The organism is Serratia quinivorans, assembly GCF_052113645.1.
Taxonomy (GTDB): domain Bacteria; phylum Pseudomonadota; class Gammaproteobacteria; order Enterobacterales; family Enterobacteriaceae; genus Serratia; species Serratia quinivorans_B.
Map to the genome: position 1 here is coordinate 18,065 of NZ_JBIEIU010000004.1, position 24,680 is coordinate 42,744.

The 24,680-nt window shown below is 43.2% G+C and carries 20 protein-coding genes; all 20 read right to left on the reverse strand.

What is annotated here, in order from left to right:
• Position 1 precedes the first annotated feature (1 nt).
• The 20 genes from ACGS9J_RS09290 to galU all read right to left on the reverse strand — a co-directional run bounded on the left by ACGS9J_RS09290 (position 2) and on the right by galU (position 24,331).
• Entirely contained in the window at positions 2-1,333 is a 1,332-nt protein-coding gene (locus tag ACGS9J_RS09290; RefSeq protein ID WP_442230640.1) for an HlyD family type I secretion periplasmic adaptor subunit, read from the reverse strand.
• 48 nt (positions 1,334-1,381) lie between these two features.
• Positions 1,382-3,148, reverse strand: coding sequence for a type I secretion system permease/ATPase (locus ACGS9J_RS09295; RefSeq protein WP_442230641.1), 1,767 nt, complete (start codon positions 3,146-3,148; stop codon positions 1,382-1,384).
• A 349-nt stretch (positions 3,149-3,497) separates the two neighbouring features.
• Positions 3,498-5,000 carry a hypothetical protein gene (locus ACGS9J_RS09300; protein WP_442230642.1) on the reverse strand — a complete coding sequence of 501 codons (1,503 nt, stop codon included), beginning with the start codon at positions 4,998-5,000 and terminating at the stop codon, positions 3,498-3,500.
• A gap of 131 nt (positions 5,001-5,131) precedes the next feature.
• Positions 5,132-6,121, reverse strand: coding sequence for a glycosyltransferase family 2 protein (locus ACGS9J_RS09305; RefSeq protein ID WP_442230643.1), 990 nt, complete (start codon positions 6,119-6,121; stop codon positions 5,132-5,134).
• Positions 6,118-7,074: a polysaccharide pyruvyl transferase family protein gene (locus ACGS9J_RS09310; RefSeq protein WP_442230644.1), complete on the reverse strand. Its 957-nt coding sequence runs from the start codon at positions 7,072-7,074 to the stop codon at positions 6,118-6,120. Before ACGS9J_RS09310 ends, ACGS9J_RS09305 begins: the two co-directional genes overlap by 4 nt.
• Before the next feature lie 2 nt (positions 7,075-7,076).
• A complete protein-coding gene (locus ACGS9J_RS09315; protein ID WP_442230645.1) occupies positions 7,077-8,558 on the reverse strand; it encodes an MOP flippase family protein in 1,482 nt (493 codons plus the stop codon).
• A gap of 500 nt (positions 8,559-9,058) precedes the next feature.
• Positions 9,059-9,892, reverse strand: a complete 834-nt coding sequence (locus ACGS9J_RS09320) for a glycosyltransferase family 2 protein (protein ID WP_442230646.1) — start codon at positions 9,890-9,892, stop codon at positions 9,059-9,061.
• A 54-nt stretch (positions 9,893-9,946) separates the two neighbouring features.
• Positions 9,947-11,140, reverse strand: coding sequence for an O-antigen ligase family protein (locus tag ACGS9J_RS09325; RefSeq protein ID WP_442230647.1), 1,194 nt, complete (start codon positions 11,138-11,140; stop codon positions 9,947-9,949).
• Positions 11,141-11,263: 123 nt separating this feature from the next.
• Complete coding sequence (locus ACGS9J_RS09330) at positions 11,264-12,136, reverse strand: glycosyltransferase (protein ID WP_442230648.1); 873 nt, start codon at positions 12,134-12,136, stop codon at positions 11,264-11,266.
• Positions 12,137-12,181: 45 nt separating this feature from the next.
• The gene (rfbD, locus tag ACGS9J_RS09335; protein WP_442230649.1) at positions 12,182-13,045 is read right to left on the reverse strand and encodes a dTDP-4-dehydrorhamnose reductase; all 864 of its coding nucleotides are present in this window, start codon (positions 13,043-13,045) and stop codon (positions 12,182-12,184) included.
• The gene (gene rfbC, locus ACGS9J_RS09340; RefSeq protein WP_442230650.1) at positions 13,042-13,578 is read right to left on the reverse strand and encodes a dTDP-4-dehydrorhamnose 3,5-epimerase; all 537 of its coding nucleotides are present in this window, start codon (positions 13,576-13,578) and stop codon (positions 13,042-13,044) included. Before rfbC ends, rfbD begins: the two co-directional genes overlap by 4 nt.
• A gap of 1 nt (position 13,579) precedes the next feature.
• Entirely contained in the window at positions 13,580-14,449 is an 870-nt protein-coding gene (rfbA, locus tag ACGS9J_RS09345) for a glucose-1-phosphate thymidylyltransferase RfbA (protein WP_442230651.1), read from the reverse strand.
• Between the two features lie 19 nt (positions 14,450-14,468).
• The gene (gene rffG / locus ACGS9J_RS09350; RefSeq protein ID WP_442230652.1) at positions 14,469-15,533 is read right to left on the reverse strand and encodes a dTDP-glucose 4,6-dehydratase; all 1,065 of its coding nucleotides are present in this window, start codon (positions 15,531-15,533) and stop codon (positions 14,469-14,471) included.
• A 393-nt stretch (positions 15,534-15,926) separates the two neighbouring features.
• Complete coding sequence (gene wcaJ / locus ACGS9J_RS09355; protein ID WP_442230653.1) at positions 15,927-17,318, reverse strand: undecaprenyl-phosphate glucose phosphotransferase; 1,392 nt, start codon at positions 17,316-17,318, stop codon at positions 15,927-15,929.
• A gap of 26 nt (positions 17,319-17,344) precedes the next feature.
• A complete protein-coding gene (locus tag ACGS9J_RS09360; RefSeq protein ID WP_442230936.1) occupies positions 17,345-18,259 on the reverse strand; it encodes a glycosyltransferase family 2 protein in 915 nt (304 codons plus the stop codon).
• Between the two features lie 151 nt (positions 18,260-18,410).
• Positions 18,411-20,585, reverse strand: a complete 2,175-nt coding sequence (wzc, locus tag ACGS9J_RS09365; protein ID WP_442230654.1) for a tyrosine-protein kinase Wzc — start codon at positions 20,583-20,585, stop codon at positions 18,411-18,413.
• Between the two features lie 17 nt (positions 20,586-20,602).
• Positions 20,603-21,037 (reverse strand): arsenate reductase/protein-tyrosine-phosphatase family protein, encoded by a 435-nt coding sequence (locus ACGS9J_RS09370; RefSeq protein ID WP_442230655.1) that lies wholly within the window; start codon positions 21,035-21,037, stop codon positions 20,603-20,605.
• 20 nt (positions 21,038-21,057) lie between these two features.
• On the reverse strand, positions 21,058-22,194 hold the full coding sequence (locus ACGS9J_RS09375; protein WP_442230656.1) for a polysaccharide export protein: 1,137 nt from the start codon (positions 22,192-22,194) through the stop codon (positions 21,058-21,060).
• A gap of 298 nt (positions 22,195-22,492) precedes the next feature.
• Positions 22,493-23,386, reverse strand: a complete 894-nt coding sequence (locus ACGS9J_RS09380; RefSeq protein ID WP_442230657.1) for a UTP--glucose-1-phosphate uridylyltransferase — start codon at positions 23,384-23,386, stop codon at positions 22,493-22,495.
• A 45-nt stretch (positions 23,387-23,431) separates the two neighbouring features.
• Entirely contained in the window at positions 23,432-24,331 is a 900-nt protein-coding gene (gene galU, locus ACGS9J_RS09385; protein WP_442230658.1) for a UTP--glucose-1-phosphate uridylyltransferase GalU, read from the reverse strand.
• Positions 24,332-24,680: the final 349 nt, after the last annotated feature.

Consider the following 24,680-nt stretch of genomic DNA (forward strand, 5'->3'; position numbering starts at 1 on the left):
ATTATTCCTCAGTCAATGAAGTATGAGCGCGATCCAAAATAGGTTTGAACAAATAGCTCAGCAGTGAGCGCGACCCTGTTTTAACAAACACCTCAACCGGCATACCAGGCTTAATCTCTTCTGTATTCAACATCTTCATGCCTTCCGGCGTGACGGTAGCCTGCATTTGGTAATACGGCTCGCCATTGGCCTTATCTACCAGACGGTCAGCGGAAATCAATGTCACCGTACCTGGGATCTTCGGAGTTTTATTCTGATTGAAAGCAGTAAACATCAGATCGACCGGTAACCCGTTATAAACCTTATCAATCAGTTCAACTTTCAAGCGAGCATCGACAACCAAGTTTGCCTGGCTTGGAACAACATCCAGCAGGTGATCCCCTGCTGCAACCACCCCCCCTTGCGTAAAGATGCTCAACCCAACCACCGTACCGGTGACCGGTGCCGTGATGGCGGTATTACCCAGATCAAAGTTCGCCATTTCCAGTTTGTTGCGATATTCACTGGATTCCATCTGCGTCTGCGCCAATTGCGTTCTGACCTCACGCTGATAGTCCGCCATGCGCTGTTCGATTTTTTGTTGAGTTTCCAACAGTTGTTTTTGCAATTGGCCTATGCGCCCCTGGCTTTCATCCATGCTGCTGTTAACTTCGGCAAATTGGCGCTGAACTTCCAGGTAACGGTTTCGTGGCAAATATCCGTCGGCAGCCAGCGATTTCATGCTGTTCATTTGCTCACGCAAGGTCGATAGTTGGATCTTCTTATTGACCAGGGAGTCCTGTGAACCCTTCAGCTGAAAACGGATCCCATCCATGGATTGCCTGTAACCATCAATCTCACTTTGCAAACCCTGACGGCGAGAAATAAACAGCTGATTTTGCAGGGATAGTATTTCAGCAACTCGCGGCTGCGTTTGGATTGCCTGGAACACCGGGGAAAAGGTAACGCTTTTCAGAGCGTCTCGCTCCGCCAATAGCCGTCCGCTCGACGCCAACGTGGTGTAATATTGGTCTCGCAATGAATCAACCTGAGCCTGAACCTGAGTCTGGCTTAGCTGCACCAATATCTGGCCGGCTTTAACCTTTTCGCCCTCTTTCACAAGAATATTTTTAATGATACCGCTCGCCGGCGCCTGCACCGTCTTGCGATTGCCGGACACAATCACTGAACCGGATGATGCGACCCCTTTATCCAGTGGTGCTAATGCAGCCCATGCCAGAAAACCAATAAACCCAATCAAGATGACCAGCCATCCCATACGGGTATAGCGCCTTTCATCCAGGGGCATTTCGCTAATATATGAGCCCTTTGCCTCATTAATCTGCGTAGACATTACCGCTCCTTTGACCGCTACCGACAAAACGTCGAAATAAAACGCATGTTAATGTGTTTGTGTTTTTGGCAAATTTTCCTGCTCAAGCTCACTGTTCATCGCTGGGGCTACCGGTTGCTGCACAGGTGCTTTTTGTGCTTGTGAAAGCGCCTGTATAACCTGCTGCGTAGTACCAAATGCGTTAACCTGACCGTTAGTCAGCACCAGCAGTTTGTTGGTGATAGATAACAAATTGGTGCGATGCGTGACCAATACCACCGTAGCTTTACGTTGGTGAAGTGTCTGAATAGCGAGATTAAGCGCACGTTCCCCGATGTCATCAAGATTGGAATTGGGTTCATCCAACACCACCAGAGACGGAGAACCATAAAGGGCTCGCGCCAAACCGATCCTTTGCTTTTGTCCGCCGGAAAGCCCTGCGCCGCCATTGCCAATGACCGAGTCGTAGCCGTTAGGAAAACGCAGGATCATTTCATGCACCCCCGCCAACTGGGCGGCCTCGATGACTTTCTCCGAGTCGATGTCATTAAAGCGGGCGATATTCTCGGCGATTGAGCCGGCAAATAACTCGATGTCTTGCGGCAGGTAGCCGATATGAGGCCCCAATTCATCCTTGTTCCACTGATAAATGTCGGCACCATCGAGCCGAACTATGCCTGCGGAGACGGGCCAGATCCCTACCAATAACCGAGCAAGCGTTGATTTGCCCGAAGCGCTCGGGCCGATAATGCCCAGCACGTCCCCCGCCTGCAGCGCAAAACTGACGTTATGCAGTACGGCATTCGCTTGCGAACCCGGTGGCGCTGCCGTCACGTTCTCAACGGACAACGCGCCCTGAGGACGCGGCAATGACATCCCCTCCCCGCGCTGCGGATACGCATTTAATAATTGAACCAGGCGGTTATATGAGAGTTTGGAAGAGCTGTAGCTTTTCCAAACGTTAATAACTTGTTCGATAGGTGCCAGCGTGCGCCCCATCAGAATAGAACCAGCGATCATCATGCCGGGTGTGATCAGCCCATCAATCGCTAACCAGCCGCCCAGCCCCAGCACCAGGGACTGTAAAGAAAGCCGCACAAACTTGGTTATCGAAGTCACACGCGCCGAGCGCTCACTGGCGATTCGCTGGTTATTGAGGAATCTTTTATGCAGATTGAACCAACGCCGCTTTAAATTCGGCAGCATCCCCAACGCTTCGATCACTTCCGCATTACGCAAGTTGGTGCTCGCCAGGCTGCTGGACATAATTGACAGCTTACTCGCTTCGCCTAACGGCTTACGTGACAGCCATTCGTTCAACACTGCCAACCCAACCAGCAACAGCGAGCCGACCAATGCGAAAAGGCCCAGCCACGGGTTAAACAGGAAGATAACCAGCAAATAGATGGGAAACCACGGGGCATCAAAGAAAGCGAACAACGCGCTGCCAGTCAAAAACTGCCGTACGTTGGTGAGATCATTTAGCATTTGTCCGGCATCTGAAGAACCATTTTTCAGATTAGCCTCAAAGGCTGCGGTATAAATTCGCGTATTGAGCTGCATATCCAATTGGCTGCCAATACGAATGACAACCATGCTGCGCACATACTCCAGCAATGCCATTACACCAAACATAGATAGCATAATAAGCGTTAACATCAACAAAGTAATTTCATTACGTGAAGGAAGCGCACGGTCATAGACCTGAAGCATATAAATAGACGGGACCAACATGAGCAGGTTGATTAAGGCAGTAAAAATACCCAAGGTCCAGAACACCCTGCTGCGCGCACGCACTACGGCTGCGATTTCGTTATAAGGTAACGTTGGGGTCACACTAATCCCTCTTAAACCTACGGTTTACTGTTTATAGTTAATGGGTTAAACCGGCAGAATCCGTCTCAACAGATTATAAATCAATCAACTGGAACGGAGTGCTAGAACTGAAATTAACTATGGTAGAGGGTTTGAGATTAGGCAAGGTCAGGAGGGAAGAAATACAAAAAAATTATAACGTTACATGGTTAATGATTAACCTGGGACACCGTTGAAAAATAAGAAATAGCTTGAACGCGGGACAACGCTTAAAAAATAAAAAAAGGGCAGAGTTTTACTCTGCCCTTTTTATGTTAACAGCTAAAAATTTTCCGCTCGTGTTTACATCAAAAATTCTCGGTCACTTAATTCATTTGTCATTTGGCATCGGGGAACGACTGACGGCCATGGCCGGCAACTTAGCAGCAAATGATGATTTATTGACCGTTTGCCAATCCGGTTTTTCATCGGTATAGATGGCAATAGGTTTATCGTCTACTTTAATTCCCTGCGAGATATCCGCCTTATTCTCGACATCAAGGTTCCACTGTTCGATAGAGACATTGCCTCTAATTCCGGTAACCGTAGTCGGCGTTACGCGTCCATTTTTGGGCGGGTTTTTCCACATAAGAATCGTGTACTTTTTACCCTTGGTATTAGGGTTGGCTTGTAAAACATAAGCCTCGACGTCCTTCTGTGGGCTTGCCATATACAATAAATGTTTACCTTTCATTGCATCGACAGACATTGCATAGGCTAGTAAGCGTAACTTAGGTTTCCAGTTTTCATCAAACAGGCCAAAATAATACAGTTTGCCGTTTATGAATCTATCTTGAGCTAGAAAATAATCAACTCTTTTCATATCATAAAAATAGAAGCCACGAGCGAATAATTTTACCAGATCATAAGGATTAGACTGATATCGTCCAGTAGATCCGGTATCGAGCTGCTCAGTGTCAAGAATAGGCTTGTTACTCCCACCATTTTTATCAGCCATATCGCGCATATAGCCTGGCAAGTTATCCGCACCGAAAACATAATGGTGAATAGAGTATGCATCAGCATATTTATCAATGCCTAGCTTGAAGCTTTTATCGATAAATCGGCGCCCCCCCTCTAACCCACCCTTGAACTCTGAACGTGAGTATGTCGCTGCAAAAGCTACTGTTTTAATATTTTGACCGGACGCTTGAATTGCCTCCTTGAGCATTTTCATCTCATTAACATACATCGCAGGCGTTGATTTCATCCACCAAATACTCGGCGCATCAACCTCATTGGCTAATTCAGCATATTTCACATCATAACCTTCAAGGTGCTTTAAAGTAACGTTGAGATAATTTCTGTACTTATCGTAGTATTTGGGGCTGACGGCGGAAAGCTTATTATTAGCAACGGTATATTTCGCGGGAGGATAACCGAAGAGGAAATTATGGCTCATGCCATATTTTTTAGCTTCTTTCAGTTGAAAATCGACCTCTTTAAAATTGGTAGGATCTCCATTAGCATCAGCGACCCGGTGCCAAGCGGTTTCTGCACTACGTAAACTATTTACACCTGTGCGTGATAGAAGCTCAAATGCTTTATCTATTTTCTGGAAATCACCAGTCGATTTAACCGCAGGTATTTCCATCCCATGGACACCAAAGTCTACACCATCATTGTCAGAATTATGTGAAAGCTCACGCTTCATAAGTTTATTGTAGACATATGTAGAAGTGTCATCACTTAGGTCTTCACGGGTTTTCTTCATCTCGGAAAAATATTGAGTCTGGGTGGCATCAGCGTTCGCGTATTCAGAGACAGAAGCCAATATCAAAAACAAACAGGAAAAGGTCGAAATACCGGCACTCGCGACAGGATATAATTTCATGCTACCTCCAAGAAAATAAACAGGAAAACAAAATAGAAGAGCCCTGAGGTCAATAACAGAAGAGATTAAATCCTTTAGACAATTAAAAAGCCCTTATATCACCAACAAGGGCTCAGATGAAAAACTATAGATTACGCATAGATTGACCGGCTAACCCTGCGTTTGACCAAAGAGAAAAGTCTATAAAGCTTAGGATTTACTCTGGCCAGACAAATCAATACACTTTTGTTCCGATCCTTAATATTAATAAACTCTCTATTAAGCTCATCCGAGAGAGAAACACAATCCTGCTCCAGGATATTTGAAATAGTAATAATATTTGTATAGATTCTGTCACTGAGATGTTTTTTGGTCTTTTTACTGTCACTTGCTTCTCTGAGCAACTCAAGTGCTTTAATGCTTTCAATGTAGCCGAATACATTCTTTTCGTTTCGGCCGCTTTGCATAATAGAGCCAGATCGCACCCGGCGGTTAAACAGGATTTTATTTGATACAGCGACCTTCCCCGCCTTGAAGAACAATCGAGGAGTGAACTCCTCATCTTCATGGATGATGGGCTTAAATATCAACCCATTCGCAGTAAGTAACCGAGAACGAAAAACATACATCCAGGCATTTGGATAGAATGTGCCATACGCCGACAAGGTATTGAACGCAGCAACCCCATCAGGAAAATCTTTATCCATCTTTCTCGTATAGAACGGCAATGGTTGATTGGCGTTGTTCGGCGTATCAAAAAAGGAGTCTGCCGAGAAACAGAAAATATCTAGGTCAGAGTTACGCTGATATGCCAGTATAAACTCTTCCAACAATGTCGGAACCGCGATATCGTCCGAGTCGAAGTAATAGGTAAACTCACCGGTCACATGACGACTGCCCTCATTACGCGCCTCACCTAAACCATGGTTTGTCGTATGAACGATCTTGACAACCTCAAGATGACCATAGAGTTCTTCAAGCAAGTCGCCGGAACCATCGGTAGAACCATCATCTACAATGATGACCTCATAGGGGGCCACAGACTGGGCAAGAATAGAGTCCACCGCCTGTTTTACATATTTCTTGACATTATAAACAGGTATAACTACCGAGATTTTTACGGAATCGTTGGATATCATCATATTTTAATCAACTCACAACCAGGAACACCCTTCGTCCAGGACTCATAGTAACCTGAGTTCTTGCCATAAGAGTTATCGATAAGCTGGGTATGCATTTTCAATAAACAGCACAGGATATGACCATGCATACGTGACGTGACGACTGACTCATGAGACATGAAAAGAGAGTTAACACGAGCAACTAATTTATCCGTATACCAATACCAAAGGGTATTAGTTGGGAAGAGATTTCCTGGAATTCGTTTGTTCAATTTTTCGAACAGGTGCATAGTCTTCATAAAACGACGGTCGCCGTCTGAACAAATATCGTACCAGTCTACAAACTCATTGGGATCGGCATTTTCACCCAGAACAGAGAGATCGGTTTTTTCGATGTCTCGTCTGATCATCCACATGGTTTTCTTTTTTACATCACCCTCTTTTTGTTGAGGGAAAATATTCCACAGTGATTGCGCCATGTCAGGGCAGAGAAACACATTATCACAGAAGTGCTTTTTAAGGATCTCTTGGCTATTGGTGTCTCGGCAAAAAATCGTCAGATTAGGGTGCTGTTTAAATATCTCACCAGACTTTATCAGGTTGCTGCTCTCTTTAAAATGGACAGTTTGCGGTAAGATAATCACTTTATTTTTCTTGTATTTTTTAACAACAGCTTCACGAAGTCTCTGATGCGCTGGATAAAGATCGCCAAAGTTCCCACCACCGTGAAGGACGATAATAACATTTTCTGGAATAGAATCAGTCTGCTCGACAAAATGCATGCTGGTATGGTCAGAGTGGCGAGTAATAACCTTGTAATTATTCTCTTTAAAGAATTGCTCCGCCCCTTTGAGAATCAACAAATCGCCAACATTCAAATGCAATGGATAATCAAGATAAATTATTTCGCTACCTTTAGGTATAACTTTTTCAATAACGGACAAGTTATCTTTTAAAGTTTGCATTCTTTCCATTTTTAACATTCCACCCTGAAAATTTTACGTAATTTTTCACTTTTAATTAGCTGCAATTTTACTTCATTAATCAAAGGTGCCTTAGTGAAGTAAATGGTTATAGCAAAAGCAAAAAGACCAAGAAGTATCTGCATAAATAAACTAACGGCATTCGATACCTGAGGAGGCATAAAATACCCAACACACCAACTGACAACTATGGTTGGCACCGTCAATTTAAACGGCAACCATAGACTATCAATATACTGACGATAACTGGACCCAAGCACTGGCTTAATTAATATGAAATAACTAAGGTAAGTATTGATAACTTGGACGATTAGAAATGCCAGTGCAACCCCAATAGCACCACCTAACTTAACACCAAGCAGCATGCTCGGGATAAAAAGCAATGTTTTGAACACATTGAATTTAAAACTAATGTCAACCCTAGCCTTGGCCATCAACAAAGAACCTATTGGATTACCAATAGAACGAAGGAGGCCAACGACACAAAGAATTTGCAAAATAGGAGTAATGAACAGCCAGCGCTCACCAAAAACAAACAGCACAAAACTGTGAGAAACCACCATTAAGCCGAGCAATGCCGGAAAGTTGATGATACCAACCAGAGAAATCAGTTTGTAGAAAGAGTCTTTTAACTTGGCACTGTCATCCTGAATTTTTGCAAATGCAGGGAATAAGACGCGCGTGATAATGGGGTTTAGCTTAGTCGGCGGCATAACCGCGACATTATAAGCCAGGTTATACCCTCCGGTAACAACCGTACCCAATGTTCTCGCCAAAATGGCTGTTGAAACGTTGGTATTGAGAAAGTTGACAAGACTGTCGGCAGTCAGATACGCCCCAAACTTAACGTTAGACTTCACCTCGGAAAATGAAAACTTCATGCTGGGGCGATAAATACTGCGGCCGAAATAGGCAAACAATAACGTTCTCACCAATGCGTTAATTAAATATCCGTAGATCGCAACAATAGCGAAGGGATAGATAGTGGCAAAGCCAAGAGAAAAAGCGAAACCCAAGAAATAGGAAAATGACTCAATTTTACCGATAGTAGCGAAGTCAAGCTCCTTTTGCATCAAGGCTCGGAACTGCTGCCCATGGGGAATAAGCAAAAAGGCAATGGAGATTATTTTAACCAGGAGCTCTAACCCTGGTGCATGTAAAGCATCCGCAATCAAACCGCTGGCTAAAAACGTAACAACGCTTACCGTAAATCCAATCCCGACGTTTAACCAATATAGCGTTGCTAATTGGGATTCTGTTATGTCTTTTTTCTGAACAATTGAATTTGATATACCAAAGTCTGAAATAGTATCAGCAAGTGCGATCACAACCATAGCTATGGTCAGAAGGCCAAACTCACTGCGCTCAATCATACGTGAAAGCAATGTCAATTGTAAAAAACTGAGACCTATAATGATCACGGTGGAAATTGCAGACCATTTAGCTCCCCGCACCGTTTTTTCTCGTAGACTCATAATTATTTACTGACCTATAAAAATCATCAACTTTCAAACCGAAATGTTATCACTTGAAAGAAGAACGTAATGACAGGGTTTTTTACTCCCCAGAAACATCCCGAATAAAAACGGGAAGAACCACTATGTATTTTTTAAATTACTACATGCTGCATACAGTTCGCTTAACAAGCCGGGAATATCGCTGTAGCCTAATTCAAAGTCATTAATAGCACCCGAACTGCAGGCTGTAGGCTGTAGGCTGTAGGCTGTAGGCTGTAGGCTGTAGGCTGTAAAAACAGTCTATTTAAGTAATAGCTGAAACGAATATTTAGACGTTTAAAACCCATCGATAGGATGAAATCATAAATAGACTTAAGCTCTAACCAACCTGCCTCCTCTTACGTAGGTAAACGCTACCAGAACAAACAGTCCCAACATTGATATCTGTAGTCGATTGAAAGCATAGATTATAAAAATAAGCGTGTCACATTATATATCTGTCTAATTACTCATGAAATTTATTTTTTTTCAAAATACTTAACCCAAAGAAATTTACTTAGAGCTAACGGCAGTGAACGCCATTTGTATTTTCTTGCGACATCGACATCATTTATCGCCGAGTGCCATTTTGCCCAATAGGGCACTGCCTTCCTTGAAGCATTCCATCCACGGCAGTGGAATGCCGTACATTCATTGTAAACGCCCAGTTGCCAACCAGCTTTAATAAAACGTTGAGACATCTCGATATCTTCTTTATACATGAAATAGGATCGCTCAAACCCAGGCTTTCCTTTAGAGTCAACGCACTGTTTAAGTGCAGAGACACGGGTTAGCATAAAGGCACCACAGATAGCCTCTGTTGGAGTAAAAGTCTCTTTAATTTCTGACTGTGGTTCGTTTGCTTTAATATCATACCATCGACCATAATAATTACAGGCGATGCCGACTGAATCAAAAACATTCAATGACTTCATTGCATTGATATCAAACCTAACCAGAGGAACCGTAAATATCCCAGTATCATTCAGTTTTGACTGCTCCGCAAAACTCAAAAGTTTTTTCAGATTATCACTGTCAATCCGCGCATCCGGATTTAAAAATAAAACCCAGTCAAAATTATCGATATCATATAAGGCTCTGTTGTTCCCCGAAACAAAACCAATATTTTCCTCTTTAATAACGCTAAGTTTATTGCTAGTTACCAGGTTATCCAAATATTCAGTACTTGTTGAACCTGAATCGACGATACGAATCTCAAGATCGCTACCTATTTTGTCAAGACCGCTAACACACCATTGAATATGCTTTTCACTATTATACGTAACTACCACAACTAGCAACTTATTACTCATACCATATTTTCCATATATTCTTTATTTGAATTTTTACAGTAAACTACTTGGCCATTATTTTTCCTGGTAGAAATCATCGACGTAATGAAATCTTGAAAAAAAGAAGATGATAATCCCACCCGAAGCACCGAATAAGAATGGGTTTACAGATCCAGAAAGCAACCAAATAGAGAAGCAAATCAGCGGCATAATTAAGTTTCTCACACGTTTTTTATTACTAACGTTTAGAGCATTGGATATGCAGGTAGATAAGAAAATTAAAAGCAGAATGCTGACACCAAGAATACCAAAGTCCATAATAATTGATAACGTCTGACTTTCATATAAATATGGTGTCGTAGTTGACCTCAATACATTGGGTATATAATACCCCATTCCATGCCCGAGCAATGGATGTGTAGAGATCGCATTTAATAGTGCATTATTCTGATAATCACGCTCCAGATCTGAGGCTGCGTTTGCATTTTGGTTATCTAAGCGAGATTCTATAAGAGTAAATATTACGTCACCAAGAGGTGTTAAAAACAGGATAATAGCAATAACTATTGCGGATAGAGCCAATATTTTGAATACTTTTGCTAGCCTAGCCTCGAGCAACACAGCCAAACCAATAAACAAAATACCCTGAGCCCAGAATGATCGCGACAAAGTTAAAGCCAATGATATAGTTAATAAAGTGAAAATTATTTTGGTTTTAAACCCACCGCGCCCCAGAATCAGGTCTTTCGTTATAAAGTAAAGCATAAAAGGGACTAGTGAATCCATAGGTATCTGCAAGCGGGTTATGAAAGTATCGCCAACACCCATTTTCATCATATTGATATCCCAAACCTGCGTAATCCAGGTGATGATATCTATTGCGCTAATCCCTGTAATTATAGAAAAAACAATGATGAATATTTTCCCACATGCAATCAATGAAAGACAGATTTTTAAAGAGTTATAAATTATCTTTCTATTACCAATATCATGACGGCCACATTCAATCAGGAACAAAGCAACAATAATAGCGAGGAGAATATCTCGCCCTTGGCCAGATATATTCCCCATATCATTATTCATTTGCATTGAATAAAGTGCTGCGACAACCAAGAATATCAGAAATGGAATGATAGATAAGGTAAATTTGGCAAAAATTTTCTTGTGTGACAGTAAATAGCAGATAATAGAAGCGATAATTAAAGGGCTGCGTAGAACAAGTAAATATATTGTAGTTTTTATAAAGAAACTAGATTTTATTTTAGACATAATTGCCATCATTAGGTTAACTCAAGAAGCATTATTAAAATACTATTATACGAAGTTGACTAAGTTATTTTGCAGCGTATAATATTTTCTATTATAACACTTCTTGATTCAGTTAGCACTGCCCTATCTGTTTATTAACTTCTTAACAATAAACTTTGGCTCTAATTTTATAAGACTCCAATAAGCAGCACTGGACAGATTGGCTTTTTTCTCACTCATTTCGATAAGAAATAGCATGAATTCTTTATCTTTCCCCTGATACAGACTCTCATTTCGTCTTAACAGATCCGTCAAGGAGCGGCTATAAGGATAACTTGTTGACACACGCTCTTCATTGATGGCATGGTCATGATGCATAATATATTTTGCTTCCTTCTTACGTAAGAAACCGCCGTATTTATTTGCTAGCCTGAGCCAGGTATCCCAGTCTTGCAACCGTTTAACCTCTGGATTAAAGCCACCAATCTCCTTTAAGCGCGCTGACAGCGTAAATATTTGATTGGATGCCTCGTTCTCAAATAGAATAGATCTATAATCCTTGAAATAAGTATCTTTACTTTTATTATAGAAATTCCTTCGTTTGCCATCGACAAATTGCTCTATAAAATCGCAGCAAATAAACGAGTACTTATCATCCCAATTTTTCACCAAGAAACTGATACGGTCTGGGGTAAACTCATCGTCATCATCTAATCCCGTAATAAAATACCCACTGGATTTAAATATACCCAGATTTCGCGTTGCACAGGCACCTTTATTTTCTTCATTACGTAAATAGATGACATCAGGATCCTTTTCAGCAAGATCCTCCATAAAGCTTTGTGTTCCATCCGTAGAAGCATCGTCGCAAACTATTAGCTCTATGTTGTGATAATCCTGTCCTTTCACCGAGCTGATAGCTCGCTTCAAGCGGTCCAACCGATTGAATGTGGAAATATAAACACTCACCTTTGGCAAACTATCCATAACACTCCCAAGCTTTTCATTATTACCCATTCCGCCCCCTCCCCCTCCCTAAAACACTAAAAGTACATCAAAAAATCATTTACTTTTCATTTCATTAAGCACAAATTTCAAACTCTCAGAAAGACTAACGCCTTGCACTCCGTACTCCGCTATTTTTGCTTTTGATAATATTGAATACTTAGGTCTTGCAGCCGGAGTTTTATAATCTTCTGTAGATATTTCGTTGACTACCATTTGCTTATCAAGCAGCTTAACTTCATTTGCATATGCAAATATTTTTTCAGCAAACTCATGCCAGCTCATTTCATCCGCGCCACAATAATGGTAAACACCACCCTTGGCTTCCGCTTTCAATAACTTAATAATCGCGGAGGCAATATCACCCGCATAAGTCGGACAACCGTACTGATCGGCAACCACACCCAAGGTGTCGCGGTCATTAGCCAACCGCAGCATGGTTTTCACGAAGTTATTGCCATACTCACTGAATACCCAGGCGGTGCGAATAATGATAGCTTCGGGCTGTACACTGGCGACGGCAATCTCACCATCCAGCTTGGTTTTCCCGTAAACGCCCAGCGGGTTCGTTGCATCGGTTTCAACATAAGGAGTCGTCGCCGTGCCGTCGAAGACATAGTCAGTCGACACATGCACCAGGCGAGCGCCAACGTCGTTAGCTGCCAACGCCAAATTTTTGGGACCAGCCTCGTTGATCAGAGCCGCCAATTCGCAGTCGGTCTCTGCTTTATCTACTGCGGTATACGCAGCAGCGTTAACGATAACGTTCGGTTCAAATTGCGCGACCGCCTGTTTAACCTTGGCTAAATCGGTAATATCAAGCACGTCCGAGTCCGTAGCCCAGACTTCCCAACCCTGTGGCAAGCGATCCTGGAAGCAGCTGCCCAGCTGCCCTTTAGAGCCCGTCAGCAATACTCTCATTTGGTCAACTCCTTAAACAACTTACCGACTTTATCTTTCTCAGAAAGCAGTGGATTATCAATTGGCCATTCGATGCCAACTTCAGGATCGTTCCACAGTAAACAACCTTCATGCGACGGGTTGTAGTAATCCGTGCATTTATATTCGAAATCGGCAATATCGGAAAGAACGACGAAACCATGAGCCAGGCCAGGCGGAACCCAGAACTGCGTCTTGTTCTCCTCCGACAGAATTACGCCTTCCCAGGCACCATAGGTCGGCGAGTCCGGGCGAATATCGACTGCGACATCGAATACTTCACCACGGACAACCCGTACTAATTTGCCCTGAGGGTTAATCTGCTGAAAATGTAGACCCCGTAACACGCCCTTTGCCGAGCGTGAGTGGTTATCTTGTACGAAGTCGAGATTAATACCCAGCATTTCCTGGTAACGCTTTTGCTCGAAAGTTTCTAGGAAGAAACCGCGTGCATCACCAAAAACCTTCGGCTGGATGATTTTGACACCGTCAATCTTGCTATTCATTACTTGCATGTCATTTCTCCCCAATTACGTGTGCGAGATATTGCCCGTAAAGCGTTTTAGCAAGGAGTTTAGCTTCAACTGCCACCTGTTCGCGCGACAGCCATCCTTTTCGGTAAGCTATTTCTTCCAGACATGCCACTTTGAAGCCTTGACGTTTTTCAATGGTATGGATGAATTGTGAAGCTTCGATCAAGCTATCATGGGTGCCAGTATCCAACCATGCAAAACCACGACCTAACAGTTCAACATTCAAATTCCCTTGTTCCAGATACATCTGATTCAGTGTAGTTATTTCCAATTCTCCGCGCGTGGAAGGCTTCACCTGTTTAGCCATTTCCACTACGTGTTTATCGTAGAAATACAGACCGGTAACCGCCCAATTGGACTTCGGCACCTCCGGTTTTTCCTCCAGTGACAGGGCCCGGAATTGCTCGTCAAACTCGACAACACCAAAACGCTCCGGATCCATAACCTGATAACCGAAAACGGTGGCGCCTTCGTTACGTGCTACTACGCTTTCCAATTTTGCACCAAAACTTTGGCCAAAATAGATGTTGTCGCCAAGAACCAAGGCACAACGATCACCATTAATAAATTCTTCACCAATCAGGAACGCTTGAGCCAGACCATCAGGACTTGGCTGAATTTCATAGCTTAGATTAATGCCAAAGCGACTACCGTCACCCAGCAAGCGCTTAAAGGAGGGCATATCCTCTGGTGTTGAAATAATCAAAATGTCCCGAATTCCGGCTAACATCAGCACCGAAATTGGATAATAAACCATCGGTTTATCATAGATAGGCAGCAGTTGTTTAGATACGCCACGAGTGATTGGGTATAAACGTGTGCCGGAGCCCCCCGCTAATACAATACCTTTCATTTTAACTCCTAATTTAATATTAACGGTTCTGACCTAAGCGCTCACCAGCATATGAGCCATCTTTAACTCGGCTCCACCATTCTTTATTCGCCAGATACCATTCTACCGTTTTCCTAATGCCGCTCTCGAACGTCTCTTGAGGTTTCCAACCCAATTCACGCTCAATTTTTGAAGCATCAATCGCGTAACGAATATCATGGCCAGGACGATCGGTGACATAGGTAATCAAGTCTTCATATTGCCCCACGCCGGCTGGCTTGTTTGGCACAAAACCATCCAGAAGGCGGCAAATAGTCTGTACTACTTCGATATTTTTACGCTCGTTGTGGCCACCAATGTTGTAAGTTTCGCCAATTTCACCTTCAGTCACAACTTTATAGAGCGCGCGGGCGTGGTCTTCTACATACAGCCAATCGCGAATTTGTGCGCCATTGCCGTACACTGGCAATGGTTTACCATCCAACGCGTTAAGGATGATCAACGGAATCAATTTTTCGGGGAAATGATAAGGACCATAGTTGTTGGAGCAGTTAGTCACAATGGTTGGAAAACCATAAGTGCGAAGCCATGCACGAACTAAATGATCGCTGGAAGCTTTGGAGGCAGAGTACGGACTGCTTGGTGCATATGGTGTTGTTTCGGTAAATAGATCATCTGTACCATGCAAATCGCCATAGACTTCATCAGTAGAAATATGGTGGAAACGAAATGCCTTTTTCGCTTCCGTATCCAACGTATTCCAATATTGCCGCGCGGCTTCCAGCAGAGTATAAGTACCAACAATGTTAGTTTCGATAAAAGCAGCAGGACCATCGATAGAACGGTCTACGTGACTTTCCGCAGCCAAGTGCATTACTGCATCCGGTTTAAACTCATTAAAGATACGATCCAACGCTGCCCTATCGCAAATATCAGCATGTTCAAAATTAAAACGTGCGTTATCTGCAATCACTGTCAGTGATTCAAGATTTCCAGCATAAGTCAAGCTATCCAACACCAGGATCTCATCCGATGTATCGCTAATAATATGGCGTGCTACAGCCGAGCCAATAAATCCGGCACCACCGGTAACGATAATTTTCATAGTACCCTCAAAATATCTATTATATTGCTTAATATGCGCCACTTCTTTTTAATAACACATTAATGGTTTAAAGAAGAACTGCAATATCACTCTACAAGGACAAGTTTTTATATGCCATACATCAAAATAAATGTAGACATCGTAATCTAAGAAATTTATTTCGCAGAGAAAAAAAGGCCTGCCATGACAGATTTAACTATCAGGTAGTAATTGACATCGTCAGCATAACTCTCTAACGACTTTTATTAGGTCCACTGGATCTGAATCAGGCATCATAAGTTATAACAGCGCCACAAACCATTCAGCACCAATTCCTATCGGGCCGCTAATATGAAACACTCACTTAAAAGTGGAAGTCCTCCATAGCCAATTTAAATATCCTTCCACTGCGAATTAATAAGCTGCTTTATGGACAAACCCTTTAAACACGGTCAAGAAAATAATTCTTAGGTCAAACCACACCGACCAGTTCCTAATATATTCAAGATCAAACTCGACGCGTTTTTCCATTTTATCGAGAGTATCGGTTTCACCACGCCAACCATTGATTTGTGCCCAGCCAGTGATACCTGGTTTCATTTTATGACGCAACATGTACCCACGGATTAGTTTGCGATACTGCTCATTATGGGCTATTGCATGCGGACGCGGTCCTACGATTGACATGTCTCCTTTCAGCACATTGAAAAATTGAGGTAACTCATCCAATGAAGTACGTCGCAAGAATGCACCAAGTGAAGTAATTCGTGAGTCCCCTTTCGTCGCCTGAACAACCTGCTCACCATTTTCCATCACGCTCATCGAGCGGAACTTCCATACATTGATCGCTTTACCGTCAATGCCATAGCGTTTCTGCTTAAAAATGACCGGACCTGGCGATGTCAATTTTATCAAGCATGCAATAATAAGTAATATGGGAGAAATAAACAAAATAATGAACAACGCAAGCGTGAAATCTTCGATCTGTTTAATAATAGCGTTAACACCGCTCATTGGTGAATCAAAGAGAGGTATCACAGATACTCCATTAATTTCTTCAGTTCTAGACCGCAGCAAATCGAATGTGAATAAATCTGGAATCAACATAACTGAACATGTGGTATCTGTCAGTGTGACAATGATCTCTTTGATTTCCAACTCTTGTTCCATCGGCATAGCAATATAAATTCTGTCAATACCGCCTTTTTTGGCATCACGAATAAGTTGTTCTATATCACCTTTAAATGGTACCGTTTGGCTATTGACAGGTTCATCATTATAAATTCCAAGGACATTGAATCCCATCCAATGCGCTTCAGACAAACTTTCCGCCAATCTGATACCAACAGGAAGAGAACCGACGATCACCACATTACGCGTGTTGTAGCCAAGTTTGCGCAAGACACCCAGTATTTTCCTGATCAAATAACGGCCAGCAATCAAACCGAAGGCAACCGTTACATACCACTTGACATAAACCTTCGAATCATTTGCAACAAAATCTGTAAAAGTGAAAGCAAAAGACGTTATTAATAAACTCATAGTCCAATTTATTAGTGTCGCCTTTATCTCAAGGAACCCACGAACACCTCGCCAAGAGCGATAGAAATCTGTCATGCCTCCAATCATCTGGAATACAACTAAATTGGCTAATACTACCAATAAGTACTGTGTATCAAATGATTTGTTAGAGAGTATACAAGTGATATAAAGGCCGAAAAACATCATGAAAATGTCGATAAACCTTTGCAACATAGATATTAAAGAAGAGTTTGCTTGAACAACTCCACGCCGGAATGCACTCATAGAATTATCCTTTATGATTAGGATTGTTAGCCCGAGATACTATCCCAGTATCTTTTATGCATGCTCAGCTTTCGCCGCCACTTGCCTGGAATTTTCTTATAATTTTTACCAAGTTTATAACCCGCAATCTTTGCAAAATTATTAATACATGCTACTGGTATCCAAAGAGGATTATTCTTAATTAAGAAAATCATTTCAGAAAAAATGAATTTTTTCCCTTCGCCACCGGCTCCGCCAAATGATTTGTGGATCCAGTCTTCATCACGATGGAAAACACCGATATCAAAATAACGCTTGAACTCTTCTATTGCACTGTAATTATGCGAGTGTTTAACTTTCGCGTCCGCTACATAGGCAACTTTATAACCAGCAAGTACGGATTTACCTGCAAAATACATATCCTCACTCAGGATTGTACTCTCGGGAAAACCTCCCAACTCATTAAAAATGGACACTCTGTAGGCGGAGAATGAATTAGACATGAAGATAGTTTTTAAACCTAACGTATCTTTCTTACTGAGGTCACTGATGTAACTTTGTTGTTTATAATTAAAAATCCTTGCATGCCTTGCCAGAGGATTTGCATCATCATGCGGTAATTGCCTGCCGTATGCGCAAGCGACTTTGGGATCTGAAAATGCCTTTAAGATATTCTGTATGCAGCCAACTTCCGGGATAGCGTCTTGGGTAAGGAATATCACAATATCAGATTGTGACATGTGCACTCCTTTATTTCTCGTTCCGCCATGATTAAATTCAGATGCCGAAATCACTTCAACAAAGAAATTATTTTTTTTAGCTACATTAACTGACTCATCCTTACTAGATGAGTCAATAACAAATACCTTACATCCATCAGGAATACTGTCCGATATAATACCTGCTGAAATATTCCATATATCTCCACCATTATATGTGGGTACAATAATACTAACTTTCACATCATTCATTATGGTCCCTACGCAGTTGTTCGTAAGTTCACAGAGAGCTAACTTAAATTTCAATTATTTTAGTAAAAAGAGTTTCGATAGGAAATGTACCTTCACTGGGCGACTTATCATTTTAGATAAGTCGCCCAAGTTAAGTTATATTTTAATCTTTGGATTTATAGTTATATTCATAATAATCATAACCATAGCTGTAATAGTTAGACGCTTTTCTCACAACCGCATTAAGTATCACACCTTTAATATCGATGCCGTTTTGCTCAAATCTACGAACACTCACCTCGACTTCTTTCGGGCTGTTCAACTCGAACCTAGCTACTAACAACGAGGTGCCTGCAAGTTTGCCGATGATTGCCGCATCGGTCACCGCCAGAATAGGTGGGGTATCGACCAATACCAAATCGTAATGTTCAGATGCCCAGTTCAGCGCCTCTTCAAAACGCTTATGCATCAATAATTCTGACGGGTTTGGTGGAATTGGCCCACGAGAAATAAAGTCAAAAACGTTATTATCTGTTTTCTGCACAGCCTCGTTAATGGCCATTTTCCCTGATAATACGTCTGAGAGCCCTCTTTTCCCGTCTGCGCCAAGCAACTCATGCGCATAACCTTTACGCATATCGCTGTCGATCAGCAGCACCCGTTGGCCCGTTTGCGCCACAACGGCTGCCAGGTTGGCACTAATAAACGTTTTACCGATACCTGGACTGGCACCTGATATCATTAACACATTATTTTTAGCTTCCATCATTGCAAAATGCAGACTGGTGCGCAGGCTACGAATAGCCTCTACTGCCAGATCAGCCGGATTACCAAAGGCAAGTAATGAATTGGCATCAGTATTTCGTTTTTTGCCACTCATTTTAGATTGCAGTTCAATATCCTTTTTACGCTGCCATTCAGAAAGTGGCACACTTGCATAAACATTGATACCTAATGCTTCCAACTGTTCTGGACTTTCAATACCACGATGCAAGTAAGTCCGCGCCAATACATAACCACAGGAAACTAATCCACCCAAGACTAAGCTCAGGAACAGAATGATGGCTTTACGCGGTTGTACAGGTTGATCGGCCGTCATTGAACGGTCAACAATCCGCACATTACCAATGGTGCTGGCTTTAGAAATATTCAGTTCCTGCTCACGGTTAAGCAGCTGCATATAAACTTCTTTACCAGAATCGACATCCCGACTCAAACGTACAACTTCCTGTTGAGTTTCGGGCATGTTATTCACCCGTTTGTTAAAACGTTCCCTTTCTTCTTCAAGCGTCTTGCGTTTTTCAAGTAAAGAGCGATAAGCCGGGTGTTCTTTCGTATACAGCTTAGAAATATCGGCTTCCTTGAAAGTCAACTCATTCAACTGCCCCTCTACAGATACGATACTGTCGAGTATCGATTTCGCCTCCATAGTCAGGTCAACAGAATCTTTTTGCTGGCGATAACGACTTAATTTATCTTCCGCGCTATCCAGCGATTCTCGAACTTTCGGTAATTGCATCCGCAGGAATACCAGACTTTTTGCATCCTCTTCTGACTTGCGCTCGATATTTTGCTCAAGGTAATTACGCGTAATACTATCTAAAATCTTTTGGATTAGAACAGGATCATCCCCTGTCAAGGTCAAGCCTAATACGCCGGTATCTTTGCCCTGATCAATAACTTCATATTGTTGAGTCAATTGATTGACTACTGACAAATAGGTTCTGGCAGTAATGGTAAAGCTCGTACCAGGCTCTGCAATAATATCACTAACGAGAATTGATACACCCTTGTTCTCTACAAATACACCGACCTTACCTTTAAATAACTCGTCGCCATCTTTACTAATGGTATAATTGGTCGGGCTATTGGCTGTCAGAGTTAACGAAGGTGAATCCCAACTTTTCGGTACGCTAAACTTGGACACAGCCAGTTTCCCTGGCTCGTTATGCATTAAACGCGCGAAACCTCGCCCGAAAATGGGGAAATAATCCTGTTGGATATCCGTCGTCAGGTTCAGATCTTTTATTGTTTTCCCGAGGATCATTCGAGATTTCAACAGTTCAATTTCCGGAGCTGACTGCGGTTGGCCCGAAGGCAACATCTGGTTGATGTTGTTTAATAGTTTATTACCTACATTTTGCTCAACCTGAACGATTGCATTAGCACTGTAGATCGGTGTAGCAAACAGGCTATATATAACGCCAAAGGTCAGAAAAATTGCAGTAACACCAATAATCAGCCAACGATTGTCAATCAGCTCCCCGACTAAACGACCAATATCCAGTTCATCCGAACTGTCGTCTCGCGACACATTTACTCTATTCTTATCTGCCATTGGTAATCCTGATTGACTTAGCGGCTTAAAGCTTGAGCCCATTTTTGGGCCGATTTATCAAGAAGCTCATATACAAATTCGAAGGCTTCGCGGGATTTCCTGTAAGGATCTGCAATCTCTCGTTGCTCGAGCCAATGTCCATACAGCATAGTTTTCCCCCTAACCTCAGGCGCCAAACGGCAGACGGAATCAATATGCTCTTTCTCCATCACCAAAATAAGATCATACTCACGACACATTTTTGCCGTAAGTTGTTGGGCTTGGTGGCCGTCGAGTGAGGTACCTCTTTGCATGGCGACCTCAGCTGCAGTGGCATCAGCCGGCTTACCAACCAAAGCCCCCAATCCCGCTGAGGCGACTCTTTTGTTTGGCAGTAGATTTTTCAACAAACACTCCCCTGTGGGGGACCGACATATATTGCCGACGCAAACAACCAATATCGAATTAAACATTTGCAGTTACCTATCTACACCTACGGCCAATTGCGGATACGCAACGTACCTTCACTGAGATTATTGAAACCATTGATTGTCGGCACCAGTTGGCTGATGACACGGTTCCAACGAACGATAGGTGCAGTTGTTACATAAACGATATCGTATGGTTGCAGATGGAACTCCGTGCCCATAACCATGGCTGCCGCATCTGAGGCATTGAGCTGATAAATGTTCGCCAGCTTGCTGCCTTCGATACCGTGCAGTGGTCGAATGACAAACACGCCCGTTGCATCAGAAGATAATTGATCCATACCTTCGGCATTACCTAACGCCTCAGTCAACGTCATACCACTACGATCCATCTTCAGGGTAGTCTGTTTCTTGACTTCTCCCATGACAAACACTTTTAGATCGTCATTACGCGGAATATAAAGGATATCACCGGGGTACAGCAGTTGATTTTGTGTCAGGTCGCCTTTTTGCATCAGCGCCTGCAAAGAAATACGTCGTTCCTTACCATTATGGGTCAACACCACATTACGCCAGTCGGCATTTTCAGCCAGGCCGCCGGCAGCGTTAATGGCATCCATTACGGTTAACGGCACGTTAGTGATCGCCTGCTTGCCGGATGTGGTCACTTCACCTGTTACATAGACTTTTTGTGAGCGGAAAGCAGCAATGCTTACGTCAATCTGCGGGCTTTCAATATACTGTGCCAGCCTGTTGGCGATATCCCCGCGCACCTGGCTTATAGTCCTGCCGGCAACTTTTACCTTACCGATGTAAGGATAAAAAATAGTGCCATCAGAATTGACCCAGTTCCCGGTATCACTGGCGCTTCGGTACTGACCTGCAGGCGTAGTCAACTCGGGATGATCCCAGACCGTCACCATCAGAACGTCACCGATACCGATTCGGTACTCGTAGTTCTGCAATTCACGCTCCAACGCCGGGTTAGCTTGAGCTACAACAGCTTGAGGCCGCATTTTGTCAACCAGACTTGGGGTTAACGGGTAAATATTCACCAGTTTATCGAGATCGTAATCACTATCTTGTTGCTTAACAACATCTTTTCCACTAGTTGAAAGATGAGTGCCAGGAATGATCGTACAACCGCTGATCACACTGATCGATACCAGAAGTGGTATCAGTTTCCATTGTTTTTTTGCCATCGAGTTATCATCACTATCAAAGTAAAAATGGTTGCTGTGTTAATTCCCTGGCCGACCATAGCGCTTATCGCGGCACTCAGCAAAATAGTTTGTAATCTGCTCAAGGGTATCTGAACTTTCGTATTCATTGAGCAAGCATTGAATTCTAGTCTGCTACTATAAACGCTAGGCTAAGAGCATTATTACATAATAATAAAAAAAAAGAGTATGTCTGTCTAAATGCACTTTAACCAAACGTAACTGAAGGCCACCTAAGTATTGCTCTCAGGCAGCCCTCAGAAAACTTACGTGGTTATAATTATAATGAAAGCTGCTCTGCCCACTCACGAAACGCTTTGCCCTGTGTAGGATGACGCAGGCCATAGGTGACAAATGCCCGCAGATAGCCCATTTTTTCGCCGCAGTTGAAAGATTCACCCACCAGCTCCATCGCCTCTACCGGTTTGTGTTTCAACAGTTCAGCAATGGCATCAGTGAGCTGGATCCGCCCCCAGGCCCCCGGTTCGGTCTTCTCAAGAATAGGCCAGATATCAGCAGAGAGAACATAGCGCCCTACTGCAGAATAATTGGACTTCAACAGAACTTCACGGCCCGGTTTTTCGATAATCGAAGTCATCCGCGTACTCTCGCCGGGCTGTAAACTGTTAGTCTCACATTCCACGACAGAATAATCATGCAGCACATGCTCATCGGCGGCCTGAACCAGCACCTGACTCAGGCCAGTCTGTTCGAAGCGGGCAATCATATGCGGTAGGTTGTCTTTTTTCAGATCGGCTTTTGCGTCATCAAGTAAGACATCAGGCAGTAAAACGACAAAAGGTGAATCACCGACCAGGGGTTTAGCGCAAAGCACCGCGTGACCTAACCCTTTTGGTTGACCTTGACGAATATGCATCAGTGTCACGCCTTTTGGTGTGATCGACTGCACCTCGTCCAGCAGCTGACGCTTTACACGCGCTTCAAGCATCGCTTCCAATTCGAATGATGTATCGAAATGGTTTTCAATCGCATTTTTAGAAGAGTGCGTAACCAAAATAATTTCTTTGATGCCTGCCGCAACACACTCATTGACAATATATTGAATCAATGGCTTATCGACGATCGGCAACATTTCCTTGGGAATAGCCTTGGTTGCAGGCAGCATACGCATACCCAGACCTGCAACAGGAATGACAGCTTTCAACTTGGTCATGGTAATCCTCTTTCAATATTATGATCGTCTTTTCAGCCGCTGTTCTTACTTGCTGTTCAACGTCTGCTTCAGCCATTGGGTAAAGCCTTCACCTTCCGAGGTGTGACGCAGACCATACTGTACGAATGCCTTCATATAACCCAATTTATCACCGCAGTCATGTGACTTGCCGCTCATATGGAAAGCCTCTACGGTCTCCTGCCCCATCAATGCCGCAATAGCATCGGTCAGCTGAATTTCATCACCGGCACCCGGCAAGGTTTTTTCAAGCAGTGGCCAGATATCAGCAGACAGAACATAGCGCCCCACTACCGCCAGATTTGAAGGCGCGTCTTCAAGGGCTGGCTTTTCTACAACCGCAGTCATCGAGGTGCTCTCTCCAGCCGACAACGCTGCACCGCCGCAATCGACGACGCCGTATTTCGAAACATCTTGTTCCGGTACCGGTTCCACCATGATTTGGCTGAAGCCGGTCTCCGCAAAACGTTCAATCATCTTGGCCAAATTTTCTTTACGCAGGTCGGCAGTAGAGTCATCCAACAGCACGTCAGGCAACAGCACCACGAAAGGCTCATCGCCTACCATAGGTTTGGCACATAGCACCGCGTGCCCCAAACCTTTAGCCTGACCCTGACGTACTTGCATCACCGTCACATCTGCCGGGCAGATAGTCTGCACTTCTTCCAGTAACTGGCGCTTAACACGCGACTCCAAAACAGCCTCAAGTTCAAACGAGGTATCGAAGTGGTTTTCAATCGCATTTTTGGAGGAGTGAGTCACCAGTACGATGTCTTTGATCCCAGCCGCAACACACTCATTAACAATGTACTGAATCAGTGGCTTATCGACCACTGGCAGCATTTCTTTAGGGATGGCTTTTGTCGCCGGCAACATACGGGTTCCCAGGCCAGCTACAGGGATTACAGCCTTCAGTCTCTTTTGCATGTTTTTCATCCACAATCAAATAACTAAAACGTAGCCGAACTAAGCCGGTTCCTAGATGCTTACGAAGTCTGGAGACAGAGTGATTTAGACACGCTACCGCCCCTGGCTTTCAGCTACCAATGCACTGTCATCGTTCTCTGTAGGACGACTGGCGTGTGCCAATCGCACTTTAATGTAAATTAAGGGCCGTACACTTTCGTTAAGCGATAGTTAGATCACAGAAAAAACAAAATAAATACACCCTTATAACCAAACGATGATACTTGTAAATGTTTATATGGCTAAGATTCTTATACTATTGCCTTATCGATACAAGCCCAAGATACCCGTTAGGTGGCCTTTTCAGAAT